Origin of the sequence: Nocardia sp. CC213A (assembly GCF_030766805.1) — a bacterium.
In the GTDB taxonomy this organism is placed as follows: domain Bacteria; phylum Actinomycetota; class Actinomycetes; order Mycobacteriales; family Mycobacteriaceae; genus Nocardia; species Nocardia otitidiscaviarum.
Window position 1 is genome coordinate 515,821 of the sequence record NZ_JASFXA010000004.1, and the last position, 12,864, is coordinate 528,684.

At 69.0% G+C, this 12,864-nt stretch carries 9 protein-coding genes and 1 tRNA gene; 7 read left to right on the forward strand and 3 right to left on the reverse strand.

The genetic code is table 11. The features are described from left to right. Window positions 1-18: 18 nt before the first annotated feature. On the reverse strand, window positions 19-1,638 hold the full coding sequence (locus tag QJS31_RS10695; RefSeq protein WP_282782520.1) for an acyl-CoA synthetase: 1,620 nt from the start codon (window positions 1,636-1,638) through the stop codon (window positions 19-21). A 183-nt stretch (window positions 1,639-1,821) separates the two neighbouring features. Here QJS31_RS10695 and QJS31_RS10700 point away from each other — a divergent pair, with 183 nt between their 5' ends. From QJS31_RS10700 to QJS31_RS10710, 3 genes are all read left to right on the forward strand, one after another. Then, on the forward strand, window positions 1,822-2,469 hold the full coding sequence (locus QJS31_RS10700; protein ID WP_282782522.1) for a TetR/AcrR family transcriptional regulator: 648 nt from the start codon (window positions 1,822-1,824) through the stop codon (window positions 2,467-2,469). 149 nt (window positions 2,470-2,618) lie between these two features. Next, entirely contained in the window at window positions 2,619-3,761 is a 1,143-nt protein-coding gene (locus QJS31_RS10705; RefSeq protein WP_282782524.1) for a triacylglycerol lipase, read from the forward strand. Beyond that, on the forward strand, window positions 3,761-5,131 hold the full coding sequence (locus QJS31_RS10710) for a lipase family protein (protein ID WP_306356559.1): 1,371 nt from the start codon (window positions 3,761-3,763) through the stop codon (window positions 5,129-5,131). Before QJS31_RS10705 ends, QJS31_RS10710 begins: the two co-directional genes overlap by 1 nt. A gap of 340 nt (window positions 5,132-5,471) precedes the next feature. Here the strand turns inward: QJS31_RS10710 and QJS31_RS10715 are convergent, their stop codons facing one another. Further along, window positions 5,472-6,767 (reverse strand): CdaR family transcriptional regulator, encoded by a 1,296-nt coding sequence (locus QJS31_RS10715; RefSeq protein WP_306356560.1) that lies wholly within the window; start codon window positions 6,765-6,767, stop codon window positions 5,472-5,474. Window positions 6,768-6,956: 189 nt separating this feature from the next. Then, window positions 6,957-8,594 (reverse strand): long-chain fatty acid--CoA ligase, encoded by a 1,638-nt coding sequence (locus QJS31_RS10720; RefSeq protein ID WP_306356561.1) that lies wholly within the window; start codon window positions 8,592-8,594, stop codon window positions 6,957-6,959. A gap of 500 nt (window positions 8,595-9,094) precedes the next feature. Between QJS31_RS10720 and QJS31_RS10725 the strand changes: the two genes are divergently transcribed. The 4 genes from QJS31_RS10725 to QJS31_RS10740 all read left to right on the forward strand — a co-directional run bounded on the left by QJS31_RS10725 (window position 9,095) and on the right by QJS31_RS10740 (window position 12,442). Further along, a complete protein-coding gene (locus tag QJS31_RS10725; protein WP_306356562.1) occupies window positions 9,095-10,558 on the forward strand; it encodes an NAD(P)/FAD-dependent oxidoreductase in 1,464 nt (487 codons plus the stop codon). A gap of 33 nt (window positions 10,559-10,591) precedes the next feature. Then, window positions 10,592-11,251: a HEAT repeat domain-containing protein gene (locus QJS31_RS10730; protein WP_282782846.1), complete on the forward strand. Its 660-nt coding sequence runs from the start codon at window positions 10,592-10,594 to the stop codon at window positions 11,249-11,251. Then, window positions 11,245-12,255, forward strand: coding sequence for a HEAT repeat domain-containing protein (locus tag QJS31_RS10735; RefSeq protein ID WP_282782845.1), 1,011 nt, complete (start codon window positions 11,245-11,247; stop codon window positions 12,253-12,255). Before QJS31_RS10730 ends, QJS31_RS10735 begins: the two co-directional genes overlap by 7 nt. Window positions 12,256-12,369: 114 nt before the next feature. After that, window positions 12,370-12,442, forward strand: a tRNA-Arg gene (locus QJS31_RS10740). Window positions 12,443-12,864: the final 422 nt, after the last annotated feature.

A 12,864-nucleotide genomic window follows, 5' to 3' on the forward strand; every position in this document is an offset into this window, starting at 1 on the left:
GGCGGTCGGGCGGTGAGATCAGAGTTCGCGCAGCCGTTTCTTCAGCACCTTGCCGGTCGGATTGCGGGGCAGTTCGTCGAGGAAAACCACGTCGCGGGGGACCTTGTAGCGGGCCAGGCTCCGCTTCACGAAGGCTTTGGTGTCGTCCTCGGTGAGGGTGGCATCGGGATGGCGGACCACGAAGGCTTTCAGGCGCGCGCCGAACCGCTCGTCGTCGACGCCGATGACCGCGGCCTCCCGAATCTCGGGATGCGTGTGCAGCAGCTCCTCCACCTCGGCCGGGAAGACGTTCTCGCCGCCGGAGACGATCATGTCGTCGTCGCGGCCGTCGATGAAAAGCCTTCCGGCGGCGTCGAAGTGGCCGACGTCGCCGGAGGACATCAGGCCACGCACGCGTTCCTTGTCGCCGCCGCCGGTATAGCCCTCGAACTGCACCGAGTTGCCGACGAAGATGCGGCCGGTGGTGCCGGTGGGTACCCGACGGCCCCGGTCGTCCAGGATCTCCACCCGCGCACCGAGCACGGGGCTGCCCACGCAGCCGGGTTCGACGGCCAAGTCGTCCGGGGTGGCGATGGTGGCGTAGGCGACCTCGGTGGAACCGTAGACGTTGTAGACCACCGGCCCGAACAGGCCGGTCAGGTCGCGGGCCAGCTGCGCGCCGAGCTGGGAGCCGCCCACGAAGATGATGCGCAGTGCGGTGAGATCCCGGCCGACCAGCGCGCGACCGCCGAGGTCGACGATGCGGGCGAGCATGACCGGCACCGCGATCACCGTGGTGACCCGGTGTCGCTCCATGCTCTCGATGGTGGTCTGCGGGTCGAAGCGGCGGCGGATCACCAGGGTGGAGCCGAAGCCGAGACCCAGCATGGCGCAGGCGAATCCGAGGGTGTGGAAGATGGGGGCGCAGCACTCGGTGACCTCGCCCGCGCGGAAGGGCACCTTCGACAGCAGCGCGCCGAGGGCGGCCAGGGATTTCGGTTCCGCGCGCGGTGCGCCCTTGGGGGTGCCGGTGGTGCCGGAGGTCAGCAGGATCAGCTTGGGCATGGCCCCGGGTGCGGGCGGCGGCGACGGGTCCCCCTCGGCGATGAGCGCTTCCAGGCAGTCCGGACGGGTCTTCTCGGTCCAGGCGCGCCAGGTGCCGTGCCGCGGCGCGACATCGGCGAGCATCTCTCCGTATTCCTCGTCGTAGACGAGCAGGTCGGTGCCCTCCCGGGTCGCGACGTCCCGGATCTGCGGCCCCGCGAAGTCGGTGTTCAGCAGGATGATTCGCGCACCGCACTTGGCCGCGGCGAACACCGCGTCCAGCAGGCCGCGGTGATTGCGCGCCAGAATGGCCACGCCCTCACCGCCGCGCAACCCACGCGCCCGCCAGGCATTGGCCAGCCGATTGGACCGCTCCTCGAGTTCAGCGAAGGTCAGCGATCCGAGTTCGTCGATGACGGCCGTCCGGTTGCCGTACCGGGCCGCCGACAGCGTCAGTCCCGCCGCCATGGTGCCGTACCGCAGCATGGCGGTAGCCGCCGCCACCATGGTCGCGGGCGATTCGACGCTCACCACGCCGGTGCGCAGCACCAGCCGCGCCGATTCGACCTCGGTGTACGCACGATTCCCCACCGCTTTGAGCAACCCGACCGTCACCCGGCCCTCCTCGTCCCGCCCATCCAAGTGCTGGCATCCGCCCGCAACCCCACCGTACGGCGGCTGTCGCCGGAACGGAACGACCACATCCGCCATACCGGACCCGCGCGCCGGACATGAGACCAGCCCACTCCTCGAGAGTCGGTCGGTGGTCCAGGCGCACTCGCACCTATTCTGTGCGGTGTGAGTGAGAAGGCCGCGGGGCCGCTGCCGCGCGGACGGCATCGGCTCAGCCGCGAAGAGGTGACGAGTTCGCAGTACCGCAGGCTGTGTACCGCGGTACTGGAGTCGGTGGGCGAGGTCGGCTACGCGGCGACCACCGTGGCCGATATCGTCGGCCGCGCCAAGGTGGCGCGCCGGACCTTCTACACCATGTTCGGCGGTAAGGACGAATGTTTCGCCGCCGCATACGATCTCGCGGTGCAGGCCGCGCTGGACGGACTGCGTGACACGGTCACCGGCATGGAGGGTGTGCGCTTCGCCGACCGGGTGCGGATCTCCTTCGAGATCTACCTGGCCTTCCTGGCGAGCCAGCCGGGCGCGGCCCGGGCGCTCTACGTGGAAACCCTCGCGGCGGGGCCGGCGCTGGTCGCTCACCGCGCCCGCGTGCACCGCATGTTCGCCGACTACATCATGGCGGTGGCGCGGATCGGCGTCCGCGAGGGCGATCTGCCCGCCGACCCGGATCCCGAGGCCATCGACATGCTGCTCGGCGGTATCGACGACCGGGTCCGCCACTGTCTGCACGAGCGCGGCGCGACCGCGCTGCCGCTGCTGGCCCCGCTGTTCACCCGCACCGCCATCGCCCTGGCGAACCCGCTGCCCGAGTGAGCCCTGTCACCCGCCACAAACCGTCACCCGCTCCCGCCCGGCCGCTTTGTCGGTTGACACAGCGTGAGTGACATGCGGGATTCGCCCGCCCTACCGTCGAATTCGGGTTCGGGACGGTCCCGGTTCGGGACAATGACGAAAGGTTTCCGATGCAACGAGGTATTCGGACACTCGTGGGCGCCGCGCTCACGAGCATTACCGCCGCGGCGGTGGCGATGTCGGGCGGGACGGCCGCCGCCGAACCGGGAATTCCGGCCACACCGGAGGGGCTGGCGCACTATATCGAATCCGGACTCGCCCCCGCCGCCGACGGCCGCACCCCGACATTCGTCGTCGATACGGGCAGCGGCTCCGGATCGTCGTCCGCGCGCAGCTTCGCGACGGACACCCGCGGCAGCGGTCCGGAGATGTCGTCCTTCCTGGCCGCCTTCGCGCACGGGCTCACCCATCCGGACGCCGCACCGCCCGGCGCGAACGACTGGAGCTGCCGCCCGACCGCCGAACATCCGCGCCCGGTGGTGCTGGTGCACGGCACCTGGCTGAATGCCTACGACAGTTTCGCCTATCTGTCGCCACAACTGGCTCGCGCCGGATTCTGCGTGTTCACAACGAACTTCGGCCGACTCGGCGTGCTGGATGGCGGCGGCATCGGTCAGATTCTGCCGGGCCGCCACGGAGTCGGCCCGATGGAGGATTCCGCGAAACAGCTCGCCGCGCTGGTCGACCGGGTGCTCGCCGCGACCGGTGCGGACAAGGTCGATGTCATCGCCCATTCCCAAGGTGGCCCGGTGACGAGCCAGTATATGAAATTCGAAGGCGGAGAAGGAAAAGTCGGAAAGGTTATCGGTTTCGGTGCGACGAATCACGGCACCTCATTGCTGGGAATTGCCACACTGGGCCGGATCATCACCAATTTGGGCGTGAACATTCTAGGCTTCTACCAACCCATTCTGGGGACGGCCAATATTCAGCAGGCCGCCGGTTCACACTTCTACCAGGTTCTCAATGCGAATGGCGATACGGTGCCCGGCGTCTCCTACACCTCGGTCGGCACCCGGCACGATCAGATCTCCAATCCGTACGAATGGACCTTCCTGCGGGCGGGGCCGGATGCCACGGTCGAGAACATCACCCTCCAGCAAGGCTGCGAGCAGGACTTCTCCGACCATCTGACCATCATGTACTCACCCCGCTCCATCTCCATCGCGCTGCGCGCACTCGATCCGGTCGCTTATCCGGAGCTGGTGTGCAGTTTCAACCCCTGGATGATCGGCGGCGGAGGGAAGCTGTAATGCCGCAGACCGCACCGGCCGTGCCGCTCCGCCCGCAACCCGCCACCCGCACCCGGCCGGTGCTGCCCGACGCGGACCCGTTCCACGCGGCCCCCGCCGAACTGGAACGGTTCGCACCCGGCGAGATACTGCGCTCCCGCCAGGTCGAGCTGAGCCTGTTCGGCATAATGCCGCAGCGGATCTCGGCCTGGCAGCTGCTGTATCGCACCCGGGATCTGGACGGCGTCCCGGAAGCGGCGGTGACCACGGTCGCGCTGCCCTGGGAGGCCGATCCGGACGCCCCGCGGCCGCTGGTGTCCTTTCAGTGCGCCATCGATGCCGTCGCCCCGAAGTGCTTCCCCTCCTATGCGTTACGGCACGGCGCGCGGGCGCTCGGCGCCATTCCGCAACTGGAGCTGCCGCTCATCGCCGCCGCCCTGGCGCGCGGGTGGGCGGTCTCGGTCCCCGATCACGAGGGCCTCGGCGGTCGGTTCGGCGCGGCCCGTGAGCCCGGCTACCGCGCGCTCGACGCGGCTCGCGCCGCCCTGCGCTTCGACCCGCTCGGTCTGGCCGCCGGTACGCCCATCGGCCTGTGGGGCTATTCCGGCGGCGGTCTGGCCACCAGCTGGGCGGCGGAACTGGCCACCGACTACGCCCCCGAACTGGATATCGTCGGCGCGGCCGCGGGCTCACCGGTGGGTGATCCCGCGGCCGCCTTCGTGCGCATGAACGGTTCCGCCTTCGCGGGTTTCGCCATGGTGTTCACCGCCGGGCTGCGCCGGGCCTATCCGCAGCTGGATCGCGTTATGCGCACCCGGGTGTCGGCCGAGTACCTGCGGCTGCTGCGGCGCGCGGAGACCAGCGCCACCATCCCGCTGCTGGCCAAGCTCGCCTTCCGCAGTGTCGACAACCACGTGCGCGGCGGTGTCGACGCCTTCCTCGACCATCCGGAGATGCGGCGCATCCTCGCCGACATCCGGCCCGGCCACCGGGTTCCGGATATGCCCATGCTGATCGTGCAGGGCGTGAACGACGAGGTGATCGCCGTCGGCGATGTCGACGCTCAGGTGTGGCGCTACCTGTACGGCGGCGGCCACGTGCACTATCTGCGCGATCGGCTCAGTGCCCATCTGCCCCTGCAGTTCCTGGGCGCACCGGTCATGATGGATTGGCTGGCCGACCGTTTCGCGGGCCGTCCGCTCCAGCCCGCCGGGATCGATACGGTGTGGTCGGTCGCGACCTCGCGCCGGGCCCTGGCCCGGCACCGGGAGTTCGCCGAGCTGTGCGCGAGAATGGTTACCGGCAGCCCGATTCGGGAGCGGATCGAGATCGCCGCCGATACCCGGCCGGTGACCCCGCGTCGAAACGACTCGGAAGTCGCACCGGCGTAACGACGATCGGCGCTGGGCGGTCCCGTGCTCCACGCCGGGCAGTCACATGCTCCACGCCGGGCGAAGCCGCGCGCGCTGCGTCGAGTCGATCACGCCCGGCACGTCGACTCGATTCCTCGCTCCACGCCGGGGCGAAGCCGTGCTCCGCGCCCCGGTCCTACTTGCGCGAGGGCCGGGGCGCGTTGCCGTGTCCAGTGGGTACTGTCCACGCCCACCGTCGCCCCGTTTCTCTCGGTGACACCGCATTTCTCGAATGCGCCGCGCTCCTCGGACTCGCCGCGTCCCTCGGACTCGCCGCGTCCCTCGGACTCGCCGCGCCTCCGGATGCGCCCCAGCCCGCTCAGATGCGCTGGAATTCCCTGCCCGCCAGGTTGTTACCGCGCGACGGCAGCTTACCGACGACCGCACCCTCCGCCGCCGAATTCCGGTATGTCCGCGCCACCAGCGAAGACCGCAGATGCCACAACCCGGACGGCCGCGACGGATCGAATCCGGTCAGCTGCGCGATGCGCTTGAGCCGGTAGTCCACCGTATTGGTGTGCACCCCCAGCACCCGCGCGGTGCGCTGTCGGCTGTGGTCGCTGCCGACGTAGGTGCGCAGCGTCTCCATGAGGTCCGGATGCTCGTCGAGCGGGTCGAGCAGCGCACCGAGGTGTTCGCGGCCCGGCCCGGGCCGGGTGAGCTGGTATTCGACCGCCAGATCGTCGAACCGGTACAGGCCCGGCGCGCACTGCAGCCGGTGCACCATATCGAGCAGTTCGTGCGCGCGCTCGGCCGCCTCCGGAATGCCGCCGGTCTCGGTGTGCACCACGGTGGCGGTCAGTGCGACCCCGGTGGCCGCGGACAGTCGGCTCACCAGATCGGCCACGGGCAGCGGTTCCGGGGTGGGCACCAGCACGGTGCCGCCCTCGGTGCCGAGCAGCGACAGCCCGCGACCGGCGGTGTGCGCGGCCAGCGCGGCCTGGACGCGCCGCAGCGTGCGCCGGGCGGCGACGGTGAGATCGAGTCCGGGGCGCGGCTGCGGCGCCGGAATACCCAGGGCCAGCACCGAATACGAGTCGGCTATCTCCACTCCCCCGGAGCGCGCCATGGTGGCGGCGGAACGTCCGGCCAGCAGCGCGGAGGTGACGGTCTGCACGGCCGTGTGGTGTTCGGCCGCCGCCGCCCGGTGTTCGCGCACGTAGGCGACCGCGAAGGCGGCGTTGATCAGCGCGAGGATCTCCAGGAACCGCTGGGCGGTGAGCATCAGGCGGGCGTAGTCGTCGGGTCCGGCGGCCTCCAGCACCAGCCCGAAGGCGAGTTCCACGCCGTCGCGCACCGCACGGTGGATGGCCCCGATGGGAATGCCCTCGCGCGCCCATTCCGCGCCCGCCCGGTGCAGGCGTTCGACCTTGTCCTCGACATCGTGGCCCTCGAGGACGCCGGTGGCGAGTTCCACGCAGGTCCGGGTGACGTTGGTGACCTCGCCGCGCAGCACCTCACCGGGTAGATCGCCGATGGGGGTCACCGCCTCGGTGAAATGCGTGACCAGCCGCTGCGACAGTGCCCGCGCGTCGTGCAGTGGAGCCGAAATCGTCTGCACCGCCGCGAGCCCGTTGGACGCGGTGGTGGTTGCGGTATGCCCTGTGCCGATCATGCGCGACTCCACTACAGCTGCTGAAAACGTCGACGTTTTGGGAACGCCGACGTTCCTATTGAGGCTCCACTGTAATGGCTGTCACGCGCGGCGGCAATCACGCATGACGGCGCACCCGTGCCAGCACAGACGCCGGTGGCGGGTGCGACCGAGAAGTCGCACCCGCCACCGGAATTCGATCGGAATGGATCAGGACAACGTGGTGACCGTCAGCTCGCCGTCGGCATACTGACCGCGCAGCCGCTTCTTGTCGTACTTACCCACACTGGTTTTCGGCACCTCGGAGATGAAGGTCCAGTACTCCGGCAGCTGCCACTTGGCGAACTTGTCGACCAGGAATTCGCGCAGCTCTTCAGGTTTGGCCGCCGCGCCCTCCGCCAGCACCACCGCGACCAGGGGCCGTTCATCCCACTTCTCGTCCGGAATGCCGATGACCGCGGCCTCGGCAACCGCCGGGTGCCCCACGATCGCGTTCTCCAGATCCACCGACGAGATCCACTCGCCGCCGGACTTGATCACGTCCTTGGAGCGGTCCACCAGCGTCAGGTAGCCATTGGGGCTGATCTTGCCGACATCGCCGGTGCGCAGCCAGCCGTCGCGGAACTTGTCGGGGTCGACCTGCGCGCCGTCGGGCGAGTAGTAGGAGCCGGTGATCCAGGGTCCCTTGACCTCCAGCTCACCCAGCGAAACACCGTCGTTGGGAACGACATTGCCGTCGTCGCCGACCAGCCGCGCCTGCACGCCGGCCGGGAAGCGGCCCTGGGTGTAGCGGTAGGCCCAGCGCTCGTCGCCCTCGGTGCCGGTCGGCGGGTGCGAGACCGAACCCAGCGGCGAGGTCTCGGTCATGCCCCAGGCATGCAGCAGCTTCACGCCGAACTTCTCCTCGAAGGCGTGCATCATCGACGGCGGCACCGCCGCACCGCCCACCACGCAGGTGCGCAGATGCGAGATGTCCTGCGGCTGCGCGGCCAGCGTGGCCAGCACCCCGCCCCAGATGGTCGGCACGGCCGCCGCGAAGGTGGGCTCGACCGCGGCCATCATCTCCAGCAGCGGAGCGGGCTGCAGGAAGCGGTCGGGCATGAGCAGATTCGACCCGGACATGAGCGCGGCGTACGGGATGCCCCAGGCATTGGCGTGGAAGAGCGGCACGATGGCCAGCACGGTGTCGTCGGCGGTGAAGCCCATGCCGTTGGGCGCGCACACCTGGGCGGCGTGCAGCCAGTTGGAGCGGTGCGAGTAGACGACGCCCTTCGGGTCGCCGGTGGTGCCGGAGGTGTAGCACATGCCCGCGGCGGAACGCTCGTCGATGATCGGGTAGTCGAAGGTATCCGGCTGCGCGGCAAGCAGTTCCGCGTAGGAGTGCACCCGCACGCCCTCGGGAGCGGTGAGCGCGGCGGCGTCGCCGTTGGCCACGATGACGTGGCGCACGGTCTTCAGGCTGGGCAGGTACTGGGCGAACATGGGCAGCAGCGTGCCGTCCACGATCACGACCTGGTCCTCGGCGTGATTGGCCACGTAGACCAGCTGCTCGGGGAACAGCCGGATGTTCAGGGCGTGCAGCACCGCGCCCATGGCGGGCACGGCCACGTACGCGACCATGTGCTCGTTGTTGTTCCACATGAAGGTGCCGACCCGATCGCCGACGCCGATGCCGAGTCCACGCAGGGCATTGGCCAGCCGCGCCGCATCGGCCCCGATCTCCCGGTAGGTCTGCGTCCGGACGCCCTCCCCGGTCCAGGTGGACACGGTGCTGTCGCCCTGGAAGGTGGATGCGTACTGCAACAGCGTCGCCAGCGACAGCTGCTCATCCTGCATGGTGCTCAACATTTCCAACCGCTCCCTCGCGCTTCCCTGAGTGACCGTGAGACAGGTCACTAACCGGCGAGGATAGTCGAATTCGGACATCGTGTGACGGGGGGTACCAAACATGCCCGGACCAGAGAAAGTGAAGGCAGTGCGCCGCAGTCAGTGAGCCAGCTTGCGGGCGGCGAACCCCACCTTCGCCGCCCGCAAGCTGAATGTCGACACGCCGCCGCCCCACGCAGCGCCGAGCCGACCCGGAGGTCTCAGCACGGCATCGATGGGCAACGACACCCCCTGCGGCGCCGCAGAAAACACCAATCCCGTACCGAGACAAGCAAATTGAAGTAAATTCTTCCGTGAAATATAAGCGCTACTGTCTGGGCTGTCCAGTCGAGCACAGACCCGCTGGTTGAGACAGTGCCGCCCGGTGTACCCCGCCGCACCGATCACCGGTGGCCGAAAATACCGATTCCATGTCCCGCGATGTCTTCGCTACCGACCACCCGGCCCTCTACCGTCGGTGTATGAGTCGTGAGCCGTCCATCCTGATCATCGGCGCGGGTTTCGCGGGCCTGGGCATGGCGCTGGAACTGCGCCGCCACGGCATAGGCAACTTCACCCTGCTGGAGAAGGCCGCCGATCTGGGCGGCGTCTGGCGGGAGAACACCTACCCGAACGCGGCCTGCGATGTGCCCTCCCCGCTGTACTCGTGGTCGTTCGAGCCGAAATCCGATTGGCCACGCCGCTTCTCACATCAGCGCGACATCCACGAATACATGCGCGCGGTCGCCGACAAGTACCGCATTCCCGAGCACATCGAGTTCGGCGTGGAGGTCACCGACGCCGAATTCGACGAGCGGGCGGGCGTCTGGCGGGTGACCACCGCGGACGGTGCGACCCGCACCGCCGACATTCTCATTCCGGCCGTGGGCCAGCTGTCGCGACCGGCCATGCCGAATCTGCCGGGTATCGATTCCTTCACCGGCGCGGCCTTCCATTCGGCGCAGTGGGATCACAGCGTCGATCTCACCGGCAAGCGGGTGGCCTGCATCGGCACCGGAGCCAGTGCCATTCAATACATTCCGGCCATTCAGCCGAATGTCGAGCACCTCACCCTCTTCCAGCGTTCGGCGGCCTGGATCCTGCCGAAGTTCGACACCGAGTATTCGGCGCTGCACCACGCGCTGTTCAAATACGTGCCGCCGGTGCGGTTGGCGGAGCGGTTCGCCATCTGGTCCTTCTTCGAGGTGCTGGCGCTGGCGCTCACCGACATCCCCGCGATCAAGTCGCCCGTCATCGCCATAGCCGACCGGCACCGGGAGAAGCAGGTCCCGGATCCGGAGCTGCGTGCCAAGCTCACCCCCGACTACGCGGCGGGCTGCAAACGCGGCCTGTTCTCCAACGAGTACTTCCCGGCGCTGGCGCAGCCGAACGTGACCGTGGAGACCACGGCCATCGAGGCGGTGACACCGACCGGCATCCGAACCGCCGACGGCGTCGAGCACGCGGTCGACGTGATCGTCTACGGCACCGGTTTCAAGGGCACCGAATTCCTCGCGCCGATGAACATCTACGGACTGGGTGGCCGCAAACTGTCCGACGAGTGGGCGGACGAGGGTGCCCGCGCGTACCTGGGCATGTCCGTACCGCACTTCCCGAATATGTTCATGATGTACGGCCCGAACACCAACGTGGGTTCCGGCTCCATCATCTACATGCTGGAGGCGCAGGCCCGCTACATCCGCCAGGCCATCGGCTATCTCGCGCGGCGGCCGGGCAGCTTCGTGTCCGCCCGCCCGAATGTCGAACAGTCCTGGGACGATTGGCTCCAGCACCGGCTGAAGGACACTCCCTGGAACTTCTGCTCCAGCTGGTACCGCAATGCCTCGGGCCGCATCACCAACAATTGGCCGGGCGCCACCGTGCTGTTCCGCTGGAAGACCCGCACGTTCGAGCCGGGCGACTACGAGGTGGCCGCGCGCGCTTGACCTTGTCACAGTGACAAGGTGTTCAGTGGCGGCATGAACACACGAGAGGGACTACTCGCCGGGCTGGCCGCCGAGAACTCGTCCACCCGGCTCGCGGCGGCACTGGCGATCGGCACCCGGCGCGAGCCGGACGTCGTCGACGCACTCGTCGCCCGGTGCGCGATCGAGCCGGACTTCTTCGTGCGCGACATGCTCACCTGGGCGCTGACCCGCTATCCGCCGGAGCTCACCGTCCCGCGCTTGCGCGCCGAGTTGCGGGCGGAGTCCGCGCAGGCCCGCAGTCAGGCACTGCACACACTGTCCAAGATCGGGGACAGCGGGGTGTGGCCCGACATCACCACCGGACTGCTTCGTGACGCTGACGACGAGGTCGCACGCAGCGCCTGGCGCGCGGCTGTCATTCTGGTACCCGAGGCGGAGCGGACGAGCCTGGCGACCGAACTGGGTGCGCTGCTCGGTCGCGGTGACCGGGAGCTACAGCTCAGCCTGAGCCGCGCGCTGGTCACGCTGGGCGAGGTGATCGAACCGGTTCTGCACGCGGCGGCCGCGAGCCCGGATGCGGCGGTCCACGCACACGCCCGCGCCACGGAGCGGCTGCTGCGCGATCCGGACGCCGGTTTCGAGTTGGCCGTCGACGAGGCGCGCCGGGTCGTGGCGCTCGGACCGGATCGGAAGGAGGCGACTGCGTGCTGATCGGTGAGGTGGCGCGGCGGCTCGGCGTGAGCGCCCGCATGCTCCGGCACTACGACTCGCTCGGCCTGGTCCAGCCGACAGGCCGCACGCTGGGCGGCTACCGCGAGTACGCGGCCGCCGACATCCGCCGCCTCTTCCTGGTGGAAGGGCTGCGTTCCCTGGGACTGTCCCTACGCGAGATCGGGCGCGCGCTCGACGATCCCGAATTCAGCCCTGCCACCCTGGTCGGCGACCTCATCCGGAAAACCGAGGACCGGCTGGCCCGCGAACGCGAACTGCTGGACCGCCTCCGCACGGTCGACGCCGCCAACCCCGACGACTGGCAGGACGTGCTGCGCATCGTCGAACTCCTGCACGCCCTGCGCTCCCCCAACGCCGCCCGCCGCCAGCAGGCCGTCCTCGCCCCCGCCGAGGACGCCGCGATGCCCGCCGACCTGCTGGCCGACGCGGTCCTAACCGAATCCGACCCCAATGTCGCCGGCGCGCTGCGCTGGGCGCTCGCCCGCGCGGGCGGTGACGGCGTCTCGCATCTGGCTCGCGGTCTGCGCTCGGCAGACGCCACCATCCGCCTGCGCGCGGTGCTGGCACTGGCCGAACTACCCGGCAACGAGTCGACCGCCGCCCTCACCGAGGCTCTGACGGACCCCGACCCCGGCATCCGCCGCCACGCCGCCCTGGCCGCGGGCGCCCGCGGCATCACCAAGTCCATCCCCATCCTCGTCCACACCGTGGCCACCGGCCCCAACGACATCGACGCCGCCGAAATCCTCGGCGCCCTCGCCCAGGACCCCGCCTGGTCCACCCCCATCCTCACCGCCCTCACCAACGAATTCACCGCCCACCCAACAGATCCCGCCGCCCGAATCCGCCTCACCCAATCCCTCGCCGAACTCCCCACCTCCCTGGCGACCCCCACCCTCCAGCACCTCACCCGAGACCCCGACCGCACCGTCTCCGGCATAGCCACCGCCCTCCTCCACCGCCCCACCGCCCAAACCCCCTGACCACCCCGAAAACCCCTGTACGAACACCCCCACCCCCATGCATGCTGCCCTCACCCCGGTGACCCGGTAGACTCCCCGGCGTCCAGGTAGGCGGCGCCCCGCGCCGCGACCCAGGCCCTCGTAGCTCAGGGGATAGAGCACCGCTCTCCTAAAGCGGGTGTCGCAGGTTCGAATCCTGCCGAGGGCACAGCCTGACCTGCATGTTTGCACCGGTGTCGGCCGCATGTGCCCAATACGTGCCCAATCTCGTTGCCCGAGTGGCGCATCCGTTGACTTCGAAGGACATCCTGGAGCGCGTATTTCTCCACGTGGCTGAAGTTCAGAACTGCCAGTTCTTGTCGTAGCCGTCCCACCAGTATGGCGAGCTTGCGCAGTCGGTTACGGATGATCTCTGTCGGGGTACCGACGCGGTAGGTGTCGCGCCTGAGTGGCAGGACACCGCTCAATTGGGGCCGCGTGAGCAGGTGCAGAACGTCGTCGATCTCGACGAGGGCGATCGCGGGCATCGCCGGCCGTACAGTTCGGAGCACATCGCCCGGACTGAACTCCGCGGTCTCGACGAGGTCGTCGTTGTCGATCGCCCTGCCGTCCGGATGAATCGCCCCGTGC